This is a genomic window from Plesiocystis pacifica SIR-1, from assembly GCF_000170895.1.
Lineage (GTDB): Bacteria > Myxococcota_A > Polyangia > Nannocystales > Nannocystaceae > Plesiocystis > Plesiocystis pacifica.
In genome coordinates, this window is sequence record NZ_ABCS01000007.1 from 23960 (window position 1) to 47038 (window position 23079).

Annotated in this window: 16 protein-coding genes; 4 read left to right on the forward strand and 12 right to left on the reverse strand. The window is 70.2% G+C overall.

Going from position 1 to position 23079, the window contains the following annotated elements:
• Positions 1–13: 13 nt before the first annotated feature.
• From polA to PPSIR1_RS05145, 6 genes are all read right to left on the reverse strand, one after another.
• Positions 14–2710, reverse strand: a complete 2697-nt coding sequence (polA, locus tag PPSIR1_RS05120; RefSeq protein ID WP_006969924.1) for a DNA polymerase I — start codon at positions 2708–2710, stop codon at positions 14–16.
• Positions 2711–2726: 16 nt separating this feature from the next.
• On the reverse strand, positions 2727–3371 hold the full coding sequence (locus PPSIR1_RS41840) for a histidine phosphatase family protein (RefSeq protein WP_157595209.1): 645 nt from the start codon (positions 3369–3371) through the stop codon (positions 2727–2729).
• Between the two features lie 499 nt (positions 3372–3870).
• A complete protein-coding gene (gene ltrA, locus PPSIR1_RS05130; RefSeq protein ID WP_045115404.1) occupies positions 3871–5205 on the reverse strand; it encodes a group II intron reverse transcriptase/maturase in 1335 nt (444 codons plus the stop codon).
• 676 nt (positions 5206–5881) lie between these two features.
• Positions 5882–7051, reverse strand: a complete 1170-nt coding sequence (moeB, locus tag PPSIR1_RS05135; protein WP_006969927.1) for a molybdopterin-synthase adenylyltransferase MoeB — start codon at positions 7049–7051, stop codon at positions 5882–5884.
• A 200-nt stretch (positions 7052–7251) separates the two neighbouring features.
• Positions 7252–7689: a hypothetical protein gene (locus PPSIR1_RS05140; RefSeq protein ID WP_006969928.1), complete on the reverse strand. Its 438-nt coding sequence runs from the start codon at positions 7687–7689 to the stop codon at positions 7252–7254.
• A gap of 98 nt (positions 7690–7787) precedes the next feature.
• On the reverse strand, positions 7788–8711 hold the full coding sequence (locus PPSIR1_RS05145) for a hypothetical protein (RefSeq protein ID WP_006969929.1): 924 nt from the start codon (positions 8709–8711) through the stop codon (positions 7788–7790).
• Positions 8712–9027: 316 nt separating this feature from the next.
• Here PPSIR1_RS05145 and pcnB point away from each other — a divergent pair, with 316 nt between their 5' ends.
• From pcnB to PPSIR1_RS05160, 3 genes are all read left to right on the forward strand, one after another.
• The gene (gene pcnB / locus PPSIR1_RS05150; protein WP_157595210.1) at positions 9028–10467 is read left to right on the forward strand and encodes a polynucleotide adenylyltransferase PcnB; all 1440 of its coding nucleotides are present in this window, start codon (positions 9028–9030) and stop codon (positions 10465–10467) included.
• 8 nt (positions 10468–10475) lie between these two features.
• Positions 10476–11363, forward strand: a complete 888-nt coding sequence (locus tag PPSIR1_RS05155) for a class I SAM-dependent methyltransferase (protein ID WP_006969931.1) — start codon at positions 10476–10478, stop codon at positions 11361–11363.
• 241 nt (positions 11364–11604) lie between these two features.
• Positions 11605–13749 (forward strand): VWA domain-containing protein, encoded by a 2145-nt coding sequence (locus tag PPSIR1_RS05160; RefSeq protein WP_006969932.1) that lies wholly within the window; start codon positions 11605–11607, stop codon positions 13747–13749.
• On the opposite strand, the gene PPSIR1_RS05165 is transcribed toward PPSIR1_RS05160, so the two are convergent.
• The 5 genes from PPSIR1_RS05165 to PPSIR1_RS05185 all read right to left on the reverse strand — a co-directional run bounded on the left by PPSIR1_RS05165 (position 13746) and on the right by PPSIR1_RS05185 (position 20138).
• Positions 13746–14216: a hypothetical protein gene (locus PPSIR1_RS05165; RefSeq protein WP_006969933.1), complete on the reverse strand. Its 471-nt coding sequence runs from the start codon at positions 14214–14216 to the stop codon at positions 13746–13748. The two genes, PPSIR1_RS05160 and PPSIR1_RS05165, sit on opposite strands and share 4 nt — an antisense overlap.
• 43 nt (positions 14217–14259) lie before the next feature.
• The gene (locus PPSIR1_RS47390) at positions 14260–17106 is read right to left on the reverse strand and encodes an ankyrin repeat domain-containing protein (RefSeq protein ID WP_006969934.1); all 2847 of its coding nucleotides are present in this window, start codon (positions 17104–17106) and stop codon (positions 14260–14262) included.
• Positions 17107–17137: 31 nt separating this feature from the next.
• Complete coding sequence (locus PPSIR1_RS05175; RefSeq protein WP_045115405.1) at positions 17138–18607, reverse strand: hypothetical protein; 1470 nt, start codon at positions 18605–18607, stop codon at positions 17138–17140.
• A 77-nt stretch (positions 18608–18684) separates the two neighbouring features.
• Positions 18685–19236 (reverse strand): hypothetical protein, encoded by a 552-nt coding sequence (locus PPSIR1_RS05180; protein WP_157595211.1) that lies wholly within the window; start codon positions 19234–19236, stop codon positions 18685–18687.
• Between the two features lie 284 nt (positions 19237–19520).
• Positions 19521–20138 carry a gamma carbonic anhydrase family protein gene (locus PPSIR1_RS05185; RefSeq protein WP_006969937.1) on the reverse strand — a complete coding sequence of 206 codons (618 nt, stop codon included), beginning with the start codon at positions 20136–20138 and terminating at the stop codon, positions 19521–19523.
• Between the two features lie 182 nt (positions 20139–20320).
• Between PPSIR1_RS05185 and PPSIR1_RS47395 the strand changes: the two genes are divergently transcribed.
• A complete protein-coding gene (locus PPSIR1_RS47395) occupies positions 20321–22303 on the forward strand; it encodes a hypothetical protein (RefSeq protein ID WP_006969938.1) in 1983 nt (660 codons plus the stop codon).
• A 67-nt stretch (positions 22304–22370) separates the two neighbouring features.
• Here PPSIR1_RS47395 and PPSIR1_RS05200 read toward each other — a convergent pair whose 3' ends face one another.
• On the reverse strand, positions 22371–23000 hold the full coding sequence (locus PPSIR1_RS05200; RefSeq protein ID WP_045115406.1) for an adenylate kinase: 630 nt from the start codon (positions 22998–23000) through the stop codon (positions 22371–22373).
• Positions 23001–23079: the final 79 nt, after the last annotated feature.

Consider the following 23079-nt stretch of genomic DNA (forward strand, 5'->3'; position numbering starts at 1 on the left):
TCAGTGCGCGGTCTCAGTGCGCTTCAGCCCAGGTATCGCCCACGCCCACGTCCACGACCAGCGGCACCCGCAGCTCCACCACCGACTCCATCTGGCCCCGCACGATCGCCACGACGGCCTCGACCTCGGCCACGGGCGCCTCGAACACGAGCTCGTCGTGGATCTGCAGCAGCATGCGCGTGGTCAACTTCTGCGCCCGCAGCTGCCTGTCGATGCCGAGCATCGCCAGCTTGCAGATGTCCGCCGCCGAGCCCTGGATGGGGGTGTTCGCGGCGATGCGCTCCCCGGCCTGGCGGTCCTGCCAGTTGTTGCTCGACAGCTCCGGGATGTAGCGCCGCCGACCGAGCAGGGTCTCGACGAAGCCGTCGACGTTGGCCTGCGCCATGGTCCCGTCGAGCCAGTCGCGGACCCCGGAGTAGTAGGCGAAGTAGCCGTCGATGTAGGCCTGCGCCTGCTTGCGCGGGACCTTGAGGATCTGCCCGAGGGCCGTCGCGCCCTGGCCGTAGATGGTCGCGAAGTTGACCAGCTTGCCGACCCCGCGCTGCTCCCGGCTCACCTTCTCTGGACCGCCCCCGACCTCGAAGAGCTGGGCGGCCGTGCGCGCGTGCACGTCGAGGCCCTTGGCGAAGGCCTCGACGAGGTGGGCGTCGCTCGAAAAATGCGCCAGCAAGCGCAGCTCGATCTGCGACCAGTCGGCCGAGATTAATTTATAGCCCGGGCGGGTCACGAAGGCCTGGCGGACGCGCTTGCCCTCCGGGGTCTTGATGGGCGTGCGCTGCAGATCGGGCTCGGTGGTGATCAGCCGCCCGCTCACGCCCGCGGTCTGCTGGAAGGTCGCGTGGATGCGCCCGGAGTCGGGGTTGACCGCGGCCTGGAGCACGTCGGTGTAGGTGTTGATCAGCTTGGCGAGCTTGCGGTGCTCGAGCAGGTACTTGGCGATGGTGTGCTTGGGGTGCTTGGTCTTGCCCGCGAGGCGCTCGAGCACCTCGGCGTTGGTCGAGTAGCCCGTCTTGGTCCGCTTGATCACCGGCAGCTCGAGCTCGTCGAAGAGCACGGCCCCGAGCTGCTTGGACGAGGCGATGTTGAACTCGCGGCCGGCGATCTCGAAGATGGTCTTTTCGAGCTTGGCGAGGCGCTCGCCGAACTCCTCGCTCATCTTGCCGAGGTCCTCGCTGTCGATGGCCACGCCGTCGAGCTCCATCTGGCCCAGGACCCACGACAGCGGCAGCGAGACCTGCTCGAGGGTGTCGCGGTGGCCCTCGGCGTCGAGGCGCTCGCGGATCTCGACGAACGCGGCCGCGACGGCCTCGACCTGCGTGCAGCACCACGGCGCGAGGGCCTCGGCGTCGAGCTGGCTAAAGCGCTTGAGCCGCTTGCCCGAGCCCAAGATCCGCTTTTGCGGCGGGATGGTCCGCTGGAGGTACTCCTTGGTCAGCTGGTCGAGGCGGTGGGGGATGAGCTTGTTGGGCTCGACGAGGAAGGACTCGATCATCGTGTCCCCGACGATCCCCGCCAGCGCCACGCCCTTGCGGCGCAAGGCCACCCAGCTCGCCTTGCAGTCGTGGCCGAGCTTGTAGCGCTTGGGGTCCTCGAGCCAGGGCCGCAGCTTGGCCAGCCCGGCCTCGCCCAAGCCGCCCTCGCAGTGCAGCGGGATGAAGCGGCCGTGGCCCGCCCCGACCGAGAGCGCCAACCCAGCGAGCTCGCCCCGCACGGCCGAGGGCGCGTCGACGATCGCCATCGTCGCGACCGCGCCGTCCTCGGGCCCGGGTAGGCTCGCCAGCAAGGCGTCGAGCTGCTCGAGGCTGGTCACCGCCCCAAAGTCCGCCCCCACCTGGGCCTTCGCCTCGCCCTTGGCGACCTCCTCCTCCGAGAGCAGGGAGTAGAACTCGAGGCGCTTGTAGAGCGCGTTGAGCTCGGCGGCCGCGACCGGCACCAACTTTAGATCCTCGAGGCCGAGCTCGAGCTCGACCTGGGTGTCGATGGTCGCCAGCTTCTGCGACATCCGGGCCTGCTCGGCGTTGTCCTCCAGGCGCTCTTTTTGCTTGCCCTTGAGCTCGCTGGTGTGGGTCAGCACGCCCTCGAGGTCGCCGTAGGCGTCGAGCAACTTCTTGGCCGTCTTGGGCCCGATGCCCGGCACCCCCGGGATGTTGTCGACCTTGTCGCCGACCAGCGCGAGGTAGTCGATGAACAGCGAGGGCGGCACGCCCCACTTCTTGCGCACCAGCTCGGCGTCGAAGGTCACGTCGCGGAGCGTGTCGATCATTCGCACCGTCGGCCCGATGAGCTGGGCGAAGTCCTTGTCGCCGGAGATGATGTAAACCTCCATGCCCGCGTCGACGGCCTGGCGCGTGAGCGTGCCGATGATGTCGTCGGCCTCGTAGCCCGGCACCCGCAGGTGCGGGAAGCGGTGGGCCTCGACCAGCTTGTCGACCCAGGGCAGCTGCTCGCGCAGCTCCGGATCCATGCGCGGGCGCTGGGCCTTGTACTCGGGGTACTGCTCCTCGCGGAAGGTCTTGCCGGGCGCGTCAAAGACCACCGCCCCGCGCTCGGGCTGACGGCCCGAGAGGATCTTGCGGAACATCGTGGCGAAGCCGTAGATCGCGTTGGTGTGCAGGCCGTCCGCGGTCGAGAAGTTGGCCGGGATCGCGTAGTAGGCCCGGTAGATCAGCGAGCTTGCGTCGATGAGGATGAGGCGCTCGGGCGTCGGCACCCCCGGAGCATACCCGCTAGACCGTGCGCCCACGCAGCTGCCAGCGCGCCCCGTCGAAGGCGAGCAGGTTCGCCTCCGCGTTGCCCAGCTGGAACTCGGACCAGCGCTCCAGCGGCTCGCCGGTCAGCCGACAGATCGCCGTCGCCTGAGTCATCTGGTGGGCGACCACGGCGATCACCCGCCGCGGGCCCGACCGATCCGCCACGTGCCGCAGCCCCAGCGCACGGATCACCGCCGCCCCTCGATCGCCGAGCTCCCCCAGCGTCTCCCCTCCGGGCACCCGCACCGCCGTCGGGTCCCGGCGCCACGCCGCGAAGAACTCCTGGTGCTCTGCCATCGCGTCGCGAAAGCGCAGGCCTTCGAGGATCCCCTGCTCGAGCTCGCGAAGATCGGCGAAGGCCTCCACCTCCGCACGCGCGAGCGCCCGAGCCGTCTCCAACGCGCGCAGCTGCGTCGAGCTGTAGACCCGGTCGAGCTCTCCCCGCAGCCGCACCCCGAGGCGCTCGACCTGCTCGCGCCCCAGCGCGCTCAGGGGCGGGTTCGAGCCTGCGCCGCAAAAGCGATGCTCCGCGTTGAGGGGCGTCTCGCCGTGGCGGATCAGCAGGACCGCCAGCGCTCCCTCATCTCCCAGCGCTCGCCACGGTCGCTTCGCCTCGCTCACGGGCCATTGATAGCAAATCACCACGCCCGCGACCCCCTGGGGCACCATTGAACAACCGCTGCTGCATGCGTCGGGGTTCTACGGCCACTGCTGCATGCGTCGGGGTTCTACGGCCACTGCTGCATGCTTCTCAGGTTGGAGAGCAGGCTGGTTTTCCCCAAGAGGTTCTATCGGGAGGTCGTGGGACACGCTCGCCCCGACGAGGAATCGTGCTCGTTCGCTTCGCTCTCTGCGCGCGTTTCCTCCACCTACGCTCGCTTCGCTCGCTACGGCTCGAGGTCGGGGCGACGGGAAGAATTGCTCTGGCGGGCTTCCAACCATCAGTGGTTGGCAAGCCCGCCAGAAAACGCTCCCTCACCCCCGCCAGAAAACGCTCCCTCACCCCCGCCAGAAAACGCTCCCTCACCCCCGCATCGGGATAGGGGCGCCGGGTCTCCCCGGCGACCCCTCCCACACCACCTGGCATGCGGGTCCGCACCAGGCGGTTCGACGCTTGAGGTCACGAGGCCAGGGTCGGGACTCCCAGCCGTGCGAGATACGAGTTCGACAGGATGCGGTTCACCACGCCCTTCGAGTTCCACCACCACCTGCTCACGTGAGCCGCTACGGCTCGCGCCTGCAAGTCTCGGGCTCCCAACGCCCGCAGTGCTCGATACGCCCGCCTCGGGGTCCGATACTGGTACAGGATCAGACACCGTACCCGGCGTCGGATCCACCCCTCGACGTCTCGGAAGCCCCACCGGCTCTCCGTGAGCCCGTAGTACCTCCACCACCCCTGCAGGTAGCGTTGCAGCTGCCACACCACCTGCTCCACACGTCGTCCGCGGCGCTTGTTCGTCAGCTCCCGGACGCGCTCCTTCATCCTCTCCATGGACTTGCTCGATACCCCGATCTTCGTCTCGCCCTTCTTGTTCATCCACAGACGGAATCCCAAGAACGGCCGCTCGTAGACCCGGGCCACCGTGCTCTTCGACTCGTTGACTCGCAGCCGCAGCTTGGCGAAGCGCTTGATGAGCGCGCCCATCACCCGCTCCCCCGCTCGCTTCGACCGCACGAGCACCCGGAGGTCGTCCGCGTAGCGGACAAACGCGTGACCGCGTCGCTCGAGCTCCTTGTCCACCTCGTCGAGGTACACGTTCGCAAGTAGAGGCGACAGCGGGCCGCCTTGCGGCGTCCCTCGCCTCAGCTCCACCTTCACCCCGTTGACCATCACGCCGGCCGAGAGGTAGCGGCGGAGCGTCCTGAGCAGTCGACGATCCTCGAAGCGTTTGGCTAGCCGCCCCATCAGCATGTCGTGGTTGACCCGGTCGAAAAATTTCTCCAGGTCGATGTCCACGACCCACACTCGCCCTTCGGTCACGTAGTCCCGCATCTGCGAGACCGCGTCGTGGGCCGAGCGGCCCGGCCGAAAGCCGTAGCTGTGGTCGCTGAAGGTTGGATCCAGCCGCGGCTGGAGGACTTGCAGGATCGCCTGCTGGATCACACGGTCGCCCACCGTCGGGATGCCGAGCTCGCGCTCGCCTCCCCCGCGCTTGGGGATCTGCACCCTTCGCACCGGCTTGGGTTCGTAGCTGCCCGCGAGCAGCTGCTCGCGGATCCCAGGCCACTGCTCGCGCATCCACCTGGGCAGCTCTTCGACCGTCATCCCGTCGATACCAGGACTTCCACGGTTTTGCCTGACTCGTTTCGCCGCGCGCTCGAGGTTGCGGTGGTCGACCACCTCTTCCATGAGCGCGCGCGTGCCTGGGCCCTCGTTTCCGGTCCTCGCCGACGAAGCCTCCCCGCTCCCCTCGGGCGTCCCGGATCCACCGGTGGCCCACAGGGGGAGCTCCATTTGTTTGGACGTCTGAGGCATGGTCTCGTCGAGATTCTCGGGCGTCGTGCCCTCGCTTTCGTTCGGTCCTTGTGGCGCCCTTCGACGCCTTTCGTGACCTCTGCTGACTTCTCGCTCCGCGTGCGTGACCACGTGGCCCTTTCAGGCCCCTAGAGCGAGATCTCCCCGGGTAAGGACACCGGCCTTCCCAGCGCGATCGCCGGATGCACGTGACGCCGTGTTCGGCCACGAGGAGCTTCGCGTTCTCTGGCACGCTCGCCCCCGGCGCCCCGCCTCTGATCCGGTTTCTGTGCGTCGACCCGCTGGTTCGTTTCACGCTTCTTTCAGACCCTCAGTCGCCCTTGGGCCCTTGCGCTTCCCTTTCTTCGTTCGTGGCTCCTTGGAGGAGGACTTTCACCTCCAGGTCGGTGTCCATGCCGGGCACACCAGAAAACGCCCCCGCTTGCGGGGGCGACCACATGCGGTCTCCCAGGCACGAACCCCATTGCCTTACAGCCAAAGAGGAGGAGCGGTAGCGACGAAGCGTCCCCGGTTCGAGGAGCCTGCGGGGGCCTAATGGAAAAGGAAAACCCCGGGACCATTCCCGGGGTTCTCGACGACACGAAGAAAGACGGCGACGAAGTTCAGCGCTTGGCCACCGTTGGCATTGGCTACGACGCGCCGCTTCCTCCGGCATTCAACCGATCGAGCAAAAAGCTTCGTAGTCGATGAGCTCGATGTCCTCGGGCTGCTTGGAGCAAACCCGGCAATCGGGATCGCGGCGCAGCTTCATGGTCCGGAACTTGGTGCCGAGGGCGTCGAGGACGAGCAGGCGACCCGAGAGGGTCTTGCCCACGCCAAGGATGATCTTGAGGGCCTCGTTGGCCTGGAGGGTCCCGATCATGCCGGGCAGAACCCCCAGCACGCCGGCCTCCTGGCACGAAGGCGCCATGCCGGGCGGGGGCGGATCGGGGTAGAGGCAGCGGTAGCAGGGCCCCTCGTCGTCGGCCATGAAGGTCGTGACCTGACCCTCGAAGCGGAAGATCGAGGCGTGGACCACGGGCTTTTTGAGCTTCAGCGCGGCGTCGTTGAGCAGGTAGCGCGTGGGGAAGTTGTCGGCCCCGTCCACGACCAAGTCGTAGTTGGCCAGGATGTCCATGATGTTGGAGCTGTCGAGGCGATCCTCGATGGGGATCACGTTGACGTCGGGGTTGAGGGCCTGGAGGGTCTTGCGGGCGCTCTCGACCTTGGGCATGCCCAGGCGCTCGATGTTGTGCAGGACCTGGCGCTGGAGGTTGGACTCGTCGACCACGTCGTCGTCGACGATGCCGATGGTGCCCACGCCCGCGGCCGCGAGGTACAGGGCGCTCGGCGAGCCCAGGCCGCCGGCGCCCAGGCACAGGACCTTGGCGTCGAGGAGCTTGCCCTGCCCGACCTCACCGACCTCGGGCAGCATGATGTGCCGGCTGTAGCGCTTGATCTGCTCGGCGCTCATCACCCGCGGGCGCTCGAAGGCGTGGCCCGCGTTCTTCCACGCCCGGAAGCCGCCGGCCATGGAGTAGACCCTCTCGTAACCCATCTCGACCAGGGAGCGCGCGGCCAGGGCCGAGCGCACACCGCCGGCGCAGTAGATCACCACCTCGCGGCTGCGGTCGGCGACCAGGTCCTCGATCTTGAGCTCGAGGAATCCGCGGGGGATCCACTCGGCGTGGGGGATGAAGCCCTGCTCGTACTCGTCGCGCTCGCGCACGTCGACGAGCACGGGCGAGTCGCTGCGGTTGTCGAGCACCCGCGCCTTGGTCTCGTCGACCGAGAGCTCGCGGATGTCCGCCTTGACCCGAGAGAGCACTTCGTTGAAGGTCGCCATATTTACTCTTTCCTCACCAGATTTTCCGCGCCTCTGAAATCTGCTCAATTCGCGGGCCTACTGGCTGCTGAGACTGTGACTGACACTCGGGCGGGCGTCAATGACGACAAAACAGCGCTATTTACAGCAGATACTCCGGAGCCCCCTCGATGGGTGGCGCCGGTCCCGTCAGCCAGGCTGAGGATCGATCTGAGAGTCGATCAGGAGCGGTCGTGCAGCAAGACCTTGGTCTCGGCCTTGAAGCGAACGCGGATCTTGCCCTCTTCGAGGGCCACGACGACGCCCTCCCCGAACTTCTTGTGGCGCAGCTGCTCCCCCGCGGCGAAGCGCTCGCGCATGGAGTAGGCGCGGACGGGGGCGCTCGGGTCCCAGCTGAAGGTCGGCTCGTCGGCGCCGCGGCCCCGGGCGCTCTTGCTGGCGCCGCGCTTGGCCGAGGACTTCTTGGGCGCGACCTTCTTGCGCGTCGGGTTGAGGTTGGCCTCGGGCGCATCCCCCGTCGGCTTGAGGCGGTGCTGCTTCCCGCACTGCTTGCACTGCACCTTGGTCACCTTGGGGCCGACCTTGGCGACGATCACGTGCCACACGTCGCCACACGACGAGCACATTCCCTCGATGTCCGAGCCGACTTCAAAGGCCATGGGTGGCGCGAGTCTAGTCGGGGCAGCGCCCGGGTCGAGACCTTTGCGACGTCCGTGAACGTGCGCGAACCCAGCTCATGTTGGATCCGTGGCCCGACTCAGAGCTCGAGGCCCTCGAACAGGTCCCGGCCCATGACCGACTCGTAGCCCGCGGCGATCGCCTCGGCGCCGCCGCGAGCCAGGCCCGCGTAGGCGAGGCCGTCCCCGCCTGCGCCTCCCTCGCGCACGACCTCCAGCCCGGCCTCCCGAGCCAGGGACTCGAGGCCGTGGAGGAGCGCGCGGGTGCGGCGGGGCCGGAGGCGGAACACGCTCTCGCGCTGCCCTTCGGGGAGCGGGGCCGCGCCCAGGAGCACCATGGCGTCGACGGCGTAGGCCCGGCCGAGCTCGAGCAGGCCTGCGGCCGAGAGCTCGCGGGAGACGTCGACGATCTTGGTGACCTGGGCGCCGTGCAGCCGGCCGACCTCGAGCACGACCCGATCCAGATCGGCGGCGGCCACGGTCCGCAGCAGGGGCATGAAGCCGTTGCCCTGGTCGTGGATGCCCGGCATCAGCGGCGCCAGGCGAGCGATGACGGGCAGCTCGAGGGTCTCGAGGTGCTGGGCCTGGAGCAGCAGCGCCGAGGGCGACTCGGCCTGCGGCCCGAGCAGCGCGCGCTGGACCGAGAGCTTGTGGTGGGCCAGCTCGAGCTCGACCACCGCGCCCGCGCCCTCGAGCCCGTGGGCGTCGACGAGGGCGTTGACGAGCTCGCGCGGGAGGACCACGCGCGTGCGGACCACGACCCGCCGACCCCGCGCGCTGAGCCACCGCACCGCGCGTTCGACCCACTTGCCGTCCTTGCGGTGGCGCATGAGCAGCGTCACGACTGGCACCCGGAGACCGCGGGATTCCCGCGCAGCGAGGATCTCCTCGAGGGCCGCGGGGACGCTCGACTTTTCGGCCAGACCCCAAATGGCCAGATGCAGGGATGCGCTGTCACCGCTGCCCACCTTGCCGAGGGTTTTGACGCCGTGTTCGTTGCTCATGACGAGTCCTGATTAGTTGTATAGTACCCTCTGAAAAGCCGCGCCAGTGGGCAATGGGCACCTGATCCAGCTCAGATAAGGGGCCAGAACAAGTCTCCGAGGCCGCCCCGGCGGTGGGCTGGAGCCACCGGGGAAGCCTGCGCGCATTTTTCGCAAATCGGTGGGAGTGATCGCCTCCCGACCCGTCTAGGGGGCGCGGCGACCCCGCGAGCGATCTCGGCCCGATCGAAGTCGCGCGCACCGGCCGGCGGGCAGAGGCCGAGGCAGGCCCTTCGCTCGGGTTTGGCCGGCGACTGTGATAGACGACGGCCAGACCGTGACCGAACAGGGCCATTCAAGCTCGACGACCGCCGCCGAAGATGTCGGTACCCCGCCTGCGCGCGCCCTCGAGGCCCGCGACATCGACAAAGACGCGTTGAAGGTCGTCCGCAAGCTCCTCGCGGCCAACCACGAGGCCTACCTCGTGGGGGGCTGCGTCCGCGACCTCTACCTCAACCGGAAGCCGAAGGACTTCGACGTCGCGACCTCGGCGCGGCCGGAGCAGATCCGTCGGGTGTTCCGCAACAGCCGGATCATCGGGCGCCGCTTCAAGCTCGCGCACGTGTTCTTCGGCTCGAAGATCATCGAGACCAGCACCTTCCGGACCAACCCCAAGGAAGAAGAGCACGCCGCGACGAGCGAAGGCGACGCTGCTGCCGAAGGTGGTGGAGGTGGCGATCTACTGATCACCCACGACAACTCCTGGGGCGACATCAAAGATGACGCCCGGCGTCGGGACTTCACCATCAACGGGTTGTTCTACGACATCGAGCGCCGGGCCATCGTCGACTTCGTCGACGGCGTGCGCGACCTCGATCGCGGGATCATCCGGACCATCGGCGAGCCCGAGGTCCGCTTCCGCGAAGACCCCGTCCGCATGATCCGGGCGATCAAGTTCGCCGCCCGCCTCGACTTCACCGTCGAGATGGACAGCTGGCAGGCGCTGCTGCGCTGCGCGCCCGACATCGCGCGCTGCAGCCGGGCGCGCCTGGTCGAGGAGCTCTACAAGCTGCTGCGCGGCGGGAGCTCGCGCCGGGCCTTCGAGCTGATGATCCAGGCCGAGCTCTTCCAGCACATCTGGCCGGACTACATCGCGCTCTACGACGCCAGCGGCGGCCTCCACCGCCCGTCCCGAAAAGACCCGCCGGACCTGCCCAGCGCCCTGTTTTGGCGCTACCTCGCGGCCCTCGACGACTACGTGCTCGAGACCGGTCAGACCCCGAGCAACGGCGTGATCCAGGCGATCCTGTTCGCCCCGCTGCTCCACGGCCAGCTGCTCGAGGCCAACCGGGCCGAGCTCGACGCGCTCATCGAGGACACCATGACCCCGCCGTGCGCGGCCCTGGGCGTGGCCCGCCGCGACCGCGAGCTCGCGCGCCAGATCTACATGGCCCACCGCCGGATGATCCAGCCGCGCGGGGGCAAGCGAAGCCGTCGCAAGAACTCCCTGGTCCAGCGCCAGTACTTCCACGACGCCCTGCTCTTCCTGGGCTTCTCCGTCGAGACCCGCGAGTTCGACGGCGACTCGGCCCTCGAGCACTGGCGGCGGCTGGCCCTGCAGTCGGCCGCGCCCGCGCCCAAGTCCAACGGTGAAGGCGGCGGCGGCGACAAAAAGCGGCCCCGCAAGCGTCGACGCGGCGGCCGAGGCCGGCGCAAGAGCAAGTCTAGCGGCGACAAGGCCCGCGCGAGCGAGGGCCCGGCCGCGAGCGAGAGCTGACCGAGGCCATGGCTCGTCGACGCTCCCGCGCCCGCGAGCGCGAGCTGACCACCCTCCTCGCCCGGGGCACCGACGACCACTACCTCGACCCCCTCCTCTACGACTTCGAGTACGGGGATCAGACCGCCGACGTCGAGTGGTACTGCGCGCTGGTCGACGCCCGCGTGCCCGACCGCGTCGAGCTCGGCGGCAGCGGGACCGTGCTCGAGCTCGGCGCGGGCAGTGGCCGGGTGACCATCCCCCTCGCCCGCGGCGGCCACCGCATCATCGCCCTCGACCGCATGGAGCCCATGCTCGAGCACCTCGCCCTCAAGGTCCGCCGCCTCGAGCAGGCCGACTACCCCATCGAGGGCGAGATCGAGGCGCTGGTCGCCGACATGACGGCGATCCCCCTGGCCGACGACTCGGTCTCGCTGGTCGTCGCGCCCTTCAACTGCCTGATGCACCTCTACACCTGGCAGGAGCTCCTGGCTTGCTTTTGCGAGGTCGCCCGGGTGCTCGAGCCCGGGGGCACCTTCGCCTGCGACGTGCTCATGCCGGACCTCGAGTGGCTGCAGTGGGACCCCAACGAGCGCCACGCGGTCACCCCCTTCGAGCACCCGCGGACCGGGCGCAAGATGATCTACTCGACCAACCACGAGTACGACCACGACACGCAGGTCTGCCACATCCGCATCTACTACGACTCGGCCAAGGGCGGCCGGCTGCGCCCGCGCACGACCCCCGACCACGTCGTCCACCTCGCGCACCGCCAGATCTTCCCCGAGGAGCTGCGCATGCTCGTCGGCGTGGCCGGCTTGAAGCTCGAGAGCCACACCGGCGACTTCCTGAACTTGAGCCTCAACGAGGACATCGAGGCCCAGGCCCTGATCGCGCGCAAGCCGGTCCGCGAGTGATCGACAGCGCCTGCGAGAACTTTACGCCCGTCGAGTGGTCGTAGCCTGGATGGGGCCTGCGAAGGCGCCCAGGCCCGACTTCGAGGCCGCCCGGCGCGGCCCCGCGAGCCGTGGTCGGCCGCTCGAGCCGAGACCCGGCTGAGCCGGGCTCAGCCTACGTTCTGAGCCATCCGCCGGACTTTCCGCCGAGCTGCGCTAGCGTATTGGGGTGCGCTCCCGCGGTCGCTCTTCTCTGGCCCCATTGACCATCCCCGCCGCGCTCGCCATCGCTCTCGGGGCCAGCCCCTCGGCGACGGCCGACACCATCGACGCGGACCCGGCCCTGGGCTACGTGCCCGTCGAGGAGCTCAGCTACGAGGCGATCATCCGCCCGCCGGCTGGGGCCAACAAAAAGAAGAGCTCCGCCTTCGAGACCGAGCTGGCGTTGCGCGTGGCCCTGCGCAACGCCAGCGTCTCGCCCCAGGACGCCGTCGAGACCCTGATCCTCCCGCGCGGGGCGGAGCTCGTGGGCATGGCGATCAACGAGGATGGCGCCTGGGTCGAGGCCGATCCCAGCCAGGTGATGCGGGCCTCGGAGTCGAGCGACCTGGCCGTGCGCACCGGTCGGCGCGATCCGGGCAGCGTGTGGGCCCGGCCCCTCGAGCCCGATCAGCCCGGCGACCTCCCGGCCGTCGAGCTCGTCGCCTTCGGCCTGCCCTCGCAGACCGCCGTGCAGATCGAGCTGCGCGTCCGCGTCAACCCGGTGCTGCGCGGCGATCGCTGGCAGCTCGAGCTGCCCCGGCGCAACGTCGGGCTGCCCAACCTCGTCGACCAGCGCCGGGTCATCGTCCAGGGCCTGCGCGCCGGCGAGGGCTTTTGGATCGACGGCAGCTCCAACGCCGGCACGCCCTACATGGTGACCCGGGCCGAGGACGTCGTGCTGGTCTCGTGGCCGGCGCACATCCAGGACAAGGCGCGCCTGGGCGGGAGCCTGGAGACCCGCCCCGACGCCGACGGCGAGGGCGGGACCGTGCGCATGGTCCTGCGCCTGGGCCCGAGCCGCGCCGTCGCGCCGGACCACGTCGTGCTGCTCCTCGACAGCTCCCGCTCCGGCTCGAGCGCGACGCCAAAGGAGGCCGGGCGCGTGTTCGGGGAGCTCCTCGACAGCCTGCCCAAGGGCGCCACCTTCGACGCCGTCCGCTTCGCCCGCGACGCCTCGCCCCTGCTGGCCAGCGAGTCCAACGGGGTCGGCGACAAAGAAGCCCGCGACGAGCTGAGCAAGGCCCTGCGCCAGGTTCAGCCCGAGCAGGGCACGGACCTGCGCGCCGCCCTGGCCAGCGTCGGCGAGCGCCTGTCGGCGCGCGGAGCCAAGCGGCCCCTGGTCGTGATCGTCACCGACGGCATGCTCCCGCCCAGCGTCCCCTCGGACGCGGTCGCCGACGCGCTGTCGAGCACCCTGGGCAAGCAGGCCCGCCCCGAGCTGCTCTTCGTCGTCGACGACCCCCTGCTCAACGCCCGCGGGCTCCCGGCCGACCACAGCGTCGCCAGCCTGGCCGCGGACCTGGGCGCGCGCCTGTCCCTCGAGACCCTGGCCAACCTCGACGCCGAGGGTGCGCGCAGCCTGTTGTCGGCGCCCAAGGTGCTCGGCGACCTGACCCTGGGCCTGCCCGACAACCTGGTCCTCGACGACGCCCTGCCCACGGGCCTCGTGTCCGGCGACTTCGTCGTCCTCGAGGGCCGCTACTACGGCCGCGCGCCCTCGAAGATCAGCGTCCGCGGCCGCCTGGGCCGGGCCAAGATCTCGACCAGCTTCGCCGCCAAGCGCCGGCCCAAGGCCGCCGAGGTCCTGGTCGCCAGCGCCACCGCCGAAGATCACGAACAGGCCGTGGGCGAGGGCCTGGTCCTGCCCAGCTGGTACACGCCGAGCATGCGCCGGATCGCCGCCATGAACCTGACCCAGGCCAGCCGCACGGGCTGGCAGGCCACGGGCCAGCTCGACTCCGCCATCGTCCACCGCCAGCTGCGGACCCGCGTCCTGCCCCGCGCCCGCGCCTGCTACAACCGCGCCCTGACCCGCAACCAAATCCTGTCTGGCGAGGCCTCGCTGGTCATGGAGATGGGCAAGGGCGAGGTGATGATGGCGGGCGTCGAGGGCGTCGAGCTCAACTTCGACGACCCCAAGCTCGTCGACTGCCTCGAGGCCGCCGCGTGGTCCATGGACGTGCCCGCGGGCAACCTCGACGCGCAGGTCTACGAGGTCCGCTACCCCCTGGTGTTCACGGCCCCCGAGGGCGGCAAGGCGCCGCAGTTTGGCGAGCAGAGCGACCCGATGTTCCAGCGCCTGCTCGACAGCGCCGACGCGCTGTCCGAGTACCAAAACCACCACGGGACCGACGACGAGGACTAATCCGAGTCCCGAGCCCGGTCCTGCTCCCGGTACCAGGCCTCGATCGTCATGATGTGCTCGAGCTTCGGCTCGACCTTGGGTCCCATCCTCGACAGCGCGATGGCCTCATTGAGCTCGGTGAGCTCCGCATCGGAGGCCACCGCGAGCCCGCTGTCCTCGAGCATGCGCTCGAGCGCGGCGACGCCGGCACGCCCCTGATGGCAGGGGTCCCCCGCGTCCGGACACGAAAAGGCCAGGCTCGCCGCCCCTGCCTGGGGCTCGGCCCCCGCCTCGATGCGGACCTGCCCAGACCCCTCGAGGGTGAGGTCCTGGCCTCCAGGCACGACACCGCTCGCGTCGATCGTCACGCGCAGATCGCTCGCGGGCAGCACGTACGCGCCGTGGGTCGTGAAGGAGACGTCGCTCGGACATCCCGTGCCGCACACGGCGACCATGAGCGCAACGAGGCAAGCGCGGCCGTCGATCATCGCTGGAGCTTAGCGCCGTCGCCCCCGCGGACAAGGCTGGCTTTCAGCCGACGATCGACGCGCGCATGTTCGGCAGGCGCTCGCGCAGGTCCGCGAGCAAGGCCTCGCGCTGCGTGGCGACCGTGGCCTTGACCCCCACGCGCAGGTCCAGCCCGCGCAGCAGATCGGCGTGATCGGTCAAGGGCTCGAGGGCCGCGCCGCGCACCGGGCTGAGCTCGAGCACGCGCAGGTCCGGCAACCTCCCGTCGCGCAGCTCGGTCAACAGCGCGTCCATGAAGCGACGCTCGACCGGCGACAGGCGCAGCGCGAGGAGGCCCGGCGGGAGCTGCCGGAGCATGCGGACGAAGCCCTCGACCTCCTCCTCGCCGGGGCGCGGACCCATGGGCAGCCCCAGGTCGAGGGCGCGCAGGTCGGGCAGCTCGAGCTCGACCCCGCTCAGCCCCCGGGACCACTCCGAGGTGTCGCCGTGGCGCAGGCGCAGATCGACGAGCCCGGGCCAGCGCAGCCGACCCTCGAGGAGCTTGGACGTCCCGTAGAGCCCGAGGCTCGTCACCCGCGGCAAGGCAGACGCGGCGGCCTCCAGGGCGGCGGCGGGGAGCTCCTGGCTCACGCGATGGACGACCAGCCGGCGCAGCGCGGGCGCGGTCGTGGGCCCGACCGTCATCGCGTGGACGAAGGCCGGCAGGCTGTCGCCTTGCAGGTGCAGCTCGGCCAGCAGCGGCTCGGTGCGCACGAGCTCGGCGGCCCCGCGACCCAGGTACGCGTCCATGTTGCGGTGCACGCCGCTGTAGACCAACCACCGCGGCGCGTTCAGGCGCGCGGCGTGGACCCAGCCGTGGGCGCGCTCGACGAAGCCACCTCGGAGGCTGCTGGGGCGCGCGAGGGCGAAGGGGTCGGCGACGTGCAGCGGACCCTCGAGGATCGGCGCGAGCTCGGCCTCGGCCTCATGTAGCGCCCGGCTCAGGTCGGCCGCGCCCTCGGCCCGCCGGCGCCGACGCCCGGCTCGGGTCCACGCGATCGACAGCGCGCTGACCCGGCCCCGGGGGTGCCCCTGGCGCTGCAGCCAGTCGGCCCACACCGACCACAGCTCGAGGGTCTCGCGGCTGCGCCAGCGCCGGTCCCCACCCCGCCCCGCCCACTCGAAGGGCGCGTCGAGGCGCCAGTCGGGCACGCGCGCCTGCGTGAGCGCGTCGACCAAGGTCGGGTCGTAGCCCGCCATCGGGGACTCGCGCAGCCCCGGCCCGGCCGCGATCGCGCCGACCGAGCGCAGCACCGACGCGACCGGGCTCGACGAGTGCGCCTCCGAGATGTCCATGGGCGTCCGCCCCCAGCGATCGCGGCTGGGCACCGCCCCCGCCCGAAGCAGGCGCCTGCCCACGGCCTGCCCGCGGCTGCTCGAGGACGCCGCCGCGAGGTAGTGCAGCGCGCTCCAGCCCTGCGCGTCCCGGGCGTCCGCGTCGGCGCCCGCGTCGAGCAGCGCGCGGACCAGCTCGACCTCGGCGTCCGCCGCCACGGCCAGCATCAAGGGCGTCCGGCCGAGGTGGTCGCGCGCGTCGACCTCGGGGCGAGGCGAGGCGGCCAAGAGCGCGCGCACGCTGGCCAGGCGTCGACCGGCGGCGGCCCAGTGCAAGGCTCCGCGCCCCTCGTGGTCCCGCGCCTCGAGCTTCGCCCCCGCGCGCAGCAGGTGCTCGCAGGCGGCCGCGCCGACGATCTCGCTGATCGGCACCGACACCTCGCGCGGCTCGCAGCCCGTCGGCCCGGCCTCGGGCAAGCTCGCCGCGAGCATCAAAGGCGTGCGCCCGTGCCAGTCCCGAGCCTCGAGAGCCAGCATGCCCGCGCCAGCGAGGAGCTCGAGCACCTCCGACCCGCCGTAGACCGCGAAGTGGGCCAGGCGCGGCTCCCCGGGCTCGTCGTCCGCGACGGGCTCGCGCAGGCGCCGACGGACCCAGCCCAGATCCCCGCGGGCGCAGTCCCGGCGCAGCTCGGACAATCGCTGGGACCACACCGCCCGGACCGGCTCGTGGCGCAGCGCGGGGTTGGAGGGCGGCGGCGTGACGCGGCGCACCCGGGCCGGCGGATGGGGAGCGCCCAGCAACAGCGTGACCTCCCGGCTCGCCCCGCTCGCGTGGATCGCCCGCAACCAGTAGCCAGTCTCGATCAGCGCCAGCCAGGGCGTCAGCGGGTCGGGCAGGCTGCCGAGGGGGCGATCGACCAGCGCGTCCGGGATCCGCCGCCGCGTCCCCTCGACGAAGACCTCCCGCGGCACGGGGACCTCCGCCATCTGCCGCCAGCGCTCGCGCCAGGCCAGCAGATCGACGACGTGCTGAAAGCGAAGGTGCGGGTGCGGGGTCTCATAGATCCGCCGGGACGCGCTGGCCAGCACCGCCCGCAGCGGCGCGAGGGTCCGGGTCAGGGCGCTCGCCGGCAGCCCGCCCGCCGCGAAGCGATCGACGGGGTTGCCCGACAGCTGCCAGCTCAGCACCGTCGGCCCCGGGCAGCCCCAGACCGCGAGGGCCTGCGCCACCTCCCGCGCCCGCGCCTCGGCCTCGAGCATGCCCGCGGGGTCGCTGGCGAACAGCAGCGCCGCGTGGGGGCTCGGCGGCGCCGGGGCGGCGAGCGGGGCCCGGCCGGGCTGCCCGCGCGCGCGCCCGCTGACCAGGAAGCGGCGCGGATCGTCGAGCCAGGTCGCCGGGATGCAGCCCGCGTCCGCGGCCTTGGCCCACACCCGCGCTCCCCCCTGGGCCAGGCCCTCCCGGGCCAGCGGACCCAGGCGCGTCAGCCCCAGGGTCTCGCGCAGGGCGTCGAGATCGACGCGGCGCGGTCGGAGAAAGCGACGCTCGAGCGCGGCGAGCGAGAAGGGCCGATCGCGCTGCCCTCCTGCCTCGATCACGCGCCCGCTTCCTTACCCGAGGGGTCGACGCTCAAAAGGTCGTGGGCAGGTCCCAGGACGAGAGCGGCAGGGCGTTGAGGTAGCCCACGGGCACCCACCACAGCTTGCCGTCAGGGCTGACCGTGACCCGGCCGATCGCCGGCATGGTCTCGAAGGGCTCGACCTCGCCGGTGAAGGGGTCGACCTCGACCACGGACAGGTCCGCGAGCGAGGCGTAGACCTTGCCGGTGTAGCTGTCGTGGCTCAGCGTGGTCACGCCGACCTCGAGATCGATGACCGGCGTGCTCGTGTGCAGGTCGGTGTTGAAGCGCAGCAGCTCGCCGGTGTCGAGGGCGATGAGCAGGTGGACCGCGGTCAGGGGCGCGGCCGCGGTCACCCGGTTGTCGAACTGGTCGAGGGTCTGCTGGGTCTGGGCGAGGAGGTCGACGGTGTCGAAGTCGCCGTTGGCCATGGTGTTGCCGACGTAGAGCTGCAGGTCCTCGCCCCAGGTCAGGCCCATGGGCCCCGCGTCGGCGGCGGTGCTGCCGAAGGGTCCGTTGGTGCCCTGGGTGGCCACGGCCGGGAGGACGATCGGCAGGGGCTCGGGCTCGCCCTCGAGCAGGCGAGCGACGCCCTGGGGCGGGTCCACGAAGCAACCGCAGGTCGGGCAGCAGGTGTAGGTGATCGCGACCTGGCCCAGGTTCTCGCCGCCGTGGGTCTGGGGCGGCTGACCCGAGCCGGGGGCCTGCACGTCGTCGGCCACGGGCGGCGCGTACGACTGCGGGTTGAGGGCCTTGAGCACCTTGACCTCGCCCATGTTGAGGTTGGCCACGCCCGGCCACTCGGTCACCGTGCCCTCCGGGGTCAGCCGGCGCACGAAGTCCGTGCCGCTGCGCAGCGTGACCATCCAGGCGGTGCAGTCGTCGGCGAACTCGAGGTCGAAGATCTCGACGGAGAAGGGCCCGTTGAGGTCCTCCTCGCTGGCCGTGCTGCACGAGATGGGTCGCTCGCAGGGGCAGCCCGTGCCCCAGCACTGGCTGCCCTCGCACAGCACCTGGCCGCAGGGGGCGACGGGGATGCAGCTGCCCTGGTCGTCGCAGACCGTGCCCGGCCCGCACTGGTAGGCGCCGCAGGGCGTGGACCCTCCGGCGAGCACGCACTCGTCCTCGGGGTCGACGCAGTCGCCGGTGATCACGTCGCAGACCGTGCCGGGCTCGCAGATCTCCGGATCGGGCTGGCAGTCGGGATCCCCCGTCTCCGAGCTCGTGTCCTCGGTGTCCGTCGTGTCCTCGCTCGAGCTGTCCGCGTCCGTCGTGTCCTCGCTCGAGCTGTCCGCGTCCGTCGTGTCCTCGCTCGACGAGTCGCTCGAGCCAGACTCGTCGGTCCCCGCGTCCGTCGAGCTCGAGCTCTCCCCAACTTCGTCCGAGCCGCCGAGCTCATCTGCGCGGCCGTCGTCCGAGTCGTCGCCGCAGCCCAGGAGTAGTCCCGCCGCAACTACGGCGCTCACCAGCGAAATTCGCATGGCAGCACGCTAACAGCCCGAGCGCTCGCGCGTCGATGATGGTCTGCTCAGGGGTGGACGACCCCCACGTCCACGGTTCAGGGCTCGCGCACGCAGCGAATTCGGAACGGCTTGCGGTCCCGCGGCACCGTGGTCGTGTAGCTCGCGTTGCTCGGATCGACGATGTAGACCTGCTTGGCGTCCTCTTCGAAGGGCGTCTGCGTCCAGTGGTGTCCCTCGGTGGCTGCCAGGCCCTCGGCGCCGGCGAAGCGCGCGACCTCGTCCTTTTTGGGCAGCCGCCACGGGGAGACCTCCCCGAGCGCGAGCTCGCGGCAGTGGGCCTCGCCCGCGGGTTGGAGCATGTCCGGGCAGGGGTTGGCCTCGTCGCAGGTCTGCACGTACAGCCAGGGGTCCGCCAGGGTCACCGCGCCAGCGGGCGCCGGGGGAGGCTCGGGCTTGGGATCGGCGAAGCTCGGCTGCTCCTCTTTCGCCTCGGGCTCGTCCGCCTTCGCGGCCTCAGCCTCGGCCTGCTTCGCGTCGGCCCCCTCCGCGCTGGGCTCTTGCTTGTCACACGCCGGACTCACGACGAGGGCGAAGACGCCCACCGCGAAGCCTCCGGACACACAGATCGAGCCGCGACGCCACTGCACGCGCCGATCCTACCTCAGAGGCTCGGCCAAAACGAGTTCTGGCCCCTCCTCTGTCCGTTTGCTCGTCGTGGACGACGCCACGCCCTCCCTGCCCCACGTCCACGACTCAGAGAGGGTCGGCCAAAACGAGTTTGGCCGACCCTCTGTCTACTCTAGCCGTCGTGGACGACGCCACGCCCTCCCTGCCCCACGTCCACGACTCAGAGACTGTGAAGTTTTCACAGTCTCTGACCACTTTAGCCTTCGTGGACGACGCCACGCCCTCCCTGCCCCACGTCCACGACTCACCCCTCCCGATAGTTGTGCGCCAAGCGGATGTACTTGCCCGCGAGCTTGCGGTGAAACTCCTCGTCGGTGGCCGTCAGGGTCTTGACCACCTTGCCCGGCACGCCGAGCACCAGGCTGCGCGGTGGGACCTTCGTGCCAGCCGTGACCAGAGCCCCCGAGCCGATCACCGAGCCCTCGCCGATCTCGGCGCCGTCGAGGATCGTCGATTGAATGCCGATCAGGGAGCCTCCGCCGATGCGGCAGCCGTGCAGCACGGCCCGGTGGCCCACGACGACCTCCTCGCCGACGATCGTCGGGTCCAGATCCCCGAGGTGGACCACCGCCCCATCTTGGATGTTCGAGCGCTCGTGCACCTCGACCCGGTTGACGTCCCCGCGCAGCACGCAGCCGTACCAGACGCTCACGTCGTCCCACAGCAGGACGTCGCCGACGATCGCTGCTCCCGGAGCGATGTGGACGAATGCCCCCACCGCGGGCACCTTGTCGAGGTAACGGTCGAAGATCGCCCCGGGAAAACGATCCCGGAGCTCGTCGAGCTCATCTTCGAGGGCGTCGACGTCCGGCGGCGGTCCTGCGACTCGCGGAACCGTGTCGACGATGGTCCGAGAGGCCATGGGCCCAGGATATCCCAGGGCGCCCTCACGGACATGAGAACTGTGTCGCGCACCTGCGAAGGGCTCGACCCCGACCACCTCTACACTTGCCAGCGGACCGCCGATTCGCGTAGAAAAACCCCGTGGCCGCCACCAAAGGACGGAAAAAAGCAACCGGTGCGAAGAAGGCTCCCGCCAAAAAGGTGAGCAAGCCGAAGGTCGCGGCCGCCCCGAAGAAGCGCTCGACCAAGAAGAGCGCAAAAAAGGCTCCCGCCAAGAAGGCGCCCGCCAAAAAGACCTCGGCCAAGAAGACCTCGGCCAAGAAGACCTCGGCCAAGAAGACCTCGGCCAAAAAGACCTCGGCCAAGAAGACCTCGGCCAAGAAGACCTCGGCCAAAAAGACCTCGGCCAAGAAGACCTCGGCCAAACGAGCGCCGTCCAAGAAGCGGTCGGCCAACAAGAGCGCCGCGACTCGTGTCGCTCCGCCCAAGACGAGCCCCAAGAAGTCGTCGAAGGCAAAGGGCTCCAAGCGGGCCAAGCCGGCGGTCGAAGGCCCCACGCAGGTCGAGGCGCCCAAGCGCGAGGTCCAGACCAAGGTCAAGCCCGACGCCGTCGCGGCGGCGACCAAGAAGAAGAGCTCGGGCAAGAAGACCGCGTCCAAGAAGACCGCGTCCAAGAAGACCGTCGCCGCCAAGAAAAAGAGCGCCAAGAAAGCACCCGCCAAGAAAAAGAGCGCCAAGAAAGCGCCCGCCAAGAAAAAGAGCGCCAAGAAAGCGCCCGCCAAGAAAAAGAGCGCCAAGAAAGCGCCCGCCAAGAAAAAGAGCGCCAGCAAGAAGGCCGCGTCCAAGAACACGGTCGCCGCCAAGAAAAAGAGCGCCACGAAGGCTCCCGCCAAGAAGGCCGCGTCCAAAAAGACCGCTCCCGCCAAGAAGACCGCGTCCAAGCGCAAGGTCGCCGCCAAGAAGAGCTCCGCCAAGAAGAGCTCCGCCAAGAAGAGCTCCGCCAAGGAGCGCGAGCAGGCCAAGAAGGCCAAGGAGCGCGAGAAGGCCAAGAAAGCCAAGGAGCGCGAGAAGGCCAAGCAAGCCCGCGACAAGGCCAAGGCGCAGGCCGCCAAGGCCAAGGCCCGCGAGAAAGCCAAGAAGACCCGCGAGCGCGAGAAGGCCAAGGCTCAGGCCGCCAAGGCCAAGGCCCGCGACAAGGCCAAGAAGACCCGCGAGCGCGAGAAGGCCCAGGCCGCCAAGGCCAAGGCCAAGGAGCGCGAGCAGGCCAAGAAGACCCGCGAGCGCGAGCGCGCCAAGGCCAAGGCCGAGGCCGCCAAGGAGCGCGACGAGGCCAAGCGCCTGCGCGCGGCCGAGCGCGCCGCCCAAAAGGCCGAGGAGTCTCAGGCGCGCCGTGAGGCCCGAGAGGCCGAGCGCGCCGCCAAGCGAGCCGAGCGCGAGAAGGCCCAGGCCGAGCGCCTCGCGGCCCGACAAAAGAAGATCGAAGCGCGCATCGCCGCCCGCCGCAAGAAGGCACAAGAGCGCGCCGCCAAGCGAGCCGCCGCCAAGGCAGCGCGCGAGGTCGAAGAGGTCGAGACGCCCGAGGTCGTCGAGGAGGCCGAAGCGGTCGAGGAGGTCGAGGAGGTCGAGGAGGTCGAGGAGGTCGAGGCCCCCGAGGCTGCAGAGGCCGAGGCCCCCGAAGCCGACGCGCCCCAAGACATGAGCGCCGGCGCGACCGAGCTCCTCGGCCAGGTCCGCACGGTCCTCGAAGCCCACGAGACCCTCCGCGTCCAGGCCAGGGCGCTCCGCAAGCGCCTGCGCACCTTCGCCGAGGAGGGAGCCGCCGCCACCTTGATGGCCCTGCTGGCCAAGGACGGCGACCCCTTCAGCCTGCGCACGCACCTGCTCCTGGCCCTCGAGCGCCTGCCCGAGGATCTCTACTTCGCCACCTTCATCGAGGCCCTCCCCGACCTCTACGAGCACGCCCCCGAGTGGGCCTTCTCGGCCATGATCCGCATCATCAACACCCGGGGCTCGCGCGACGACAGCTCCGCGCGCTTCGAGGCGGCCGTCGACGCGGCCGGGGACGACGCGGCCAACACCGTGATCGACCTGCTGTTCGAGGGCGCCGAGGACCTCGGGCCGCAGCTCAAGGAGCCGATCGCCGTCACCATCGAGAACCTCGGCGGCGACGCGAGCGACCTGTAGGCCAACGCCAAGCACGAAAAAGAGCAGGTGCCCGCGGGCGCCTGCTCTTTTTTCGTGGTGGGTGACGCTAGCTCAGGGCGGCCTTGATCCGGGCCTCGACCTCGTCGGGGGCCCCCAGGCCGTCCACGCGCTTGAGCAGGCCCTTGCCCGAGTAGAAGGGCACGACCGGCGCGGTCTCCGAGTGGTACTTGGCCAGGCGCTTGGCGCAGGCCTCGGGGGTGTCGTCCTTGCGCTGAACGAGGCGCGCGAGCACGGCCTCGTCCGCGGGCGGGTTGAACTTCAGGTGGTAGATGGCGCCCGTCTCCGGATCTTGGCGACGGTGGATGATGCGCTCCTCGATGAGCTCGTCCGCGACCTCGATGAGCACCACGGCGTCGAGCTCGATCTTCGCCTCGCTCAGGGCCTGGTCGAGGGCCTCGGCCTGCGGCGTGGTCCGCGGGAAGCCGTCGAGCATGAAGCCCTTGGCGCAGTCGTCTTGCTGGATGCGCTCGAGGACCATGGCGATGACGAGAGAGTCCGGGACCAGCGCGCCGTCCTTCATGAACGCGTCGGCCTGTTTACCCAGCTCCGTCCCCGCCTTGACCGCGGCGCGCAGCATGTCGCCCGTGGAGATGTGGGAGATTCCGTAGGTGTCGATCAGCCGGGCAGCCTGGGTGCCCTTACCGGCCCCGGGGGGCCCTACCAAGATCAGTCGCATCGTGCTCTGCTCGCTCGGGTTGGGAGCGGACCGTGCCTATTCGGTCTCTCGGGCACGGTCGCTCGGGCTGGCCACCGTC

Excerpts from the sequence above, each read along its gene's own strand:
- ltrA (WP_045115404.1), bottom strand. The coding sequence starts at position 5,205 with ATGGAGCTCCCCCTGTGGGCCACCGGTGGATCCGGGACGCCCGAGGGG.
- moeB (WP_006969927.1), bottom strand. The coding sequence starts at position 7,051 with ATGGCGACCTTCAACGAAGTGCTCTCTCGGGTCAAGGCGGACATCCGC.
- PPSIR1_RS05140 (WP_006969928.1), bottom strand. The coding sequence starts at position 7,689 with ATGGCCTTTGAAGTCGGCTCGGACATCGAGGGAATGTGCTCGTCGTGT.
- PPSIR1_RS05145 (WP_006969929.1), bottom strand. The coding sequence starts at position 8,711 with ATGAGCAACGAACACGGCGTCAAAACCCTCGGCAAGGTGGGCAGCGGT.
- PPSIR1_RS05155 (WP_006969931.1), top strand. The coding sequence starts at position 10,476 with ATGGCTCGTCGACGCTCCCGCGCCCGCGAGCGCGAGCTGACCACCCTC.
- PPSIR1_RS05165 (WP_006969933.1), bottom strand. The coding sequence starts at position 14,216 with ATGATCGACGGCCGCGCTTGCCTCGTTGCGCTCATGGTCGCCGTGTGC.
- PPSIR1_RS05175 (WP_045115405.1), bottom strand. The coding sequence starts at position 18,607 with ATGCGAATTTCGCTGGTGAGCGCCGTAGTTGCGGCGGGACTACTCCTG.
- PPSIR1_RS05185 (WP_006969937.1), bottom strand. The coding sequence starts at position 20,138 with ATGGCCTCTCGGACCATCGTCGACACGGTTCCGCGAGTCGCAGGACCG.
- PPSIR1_RS05200 (WP_045115406.1), bottom strand. The coding sequence starts at position 23,000 with ATGCGACTGATCTTGGTAGGGCCCCCCGGGGCCGGTAAGGGCACCCAG.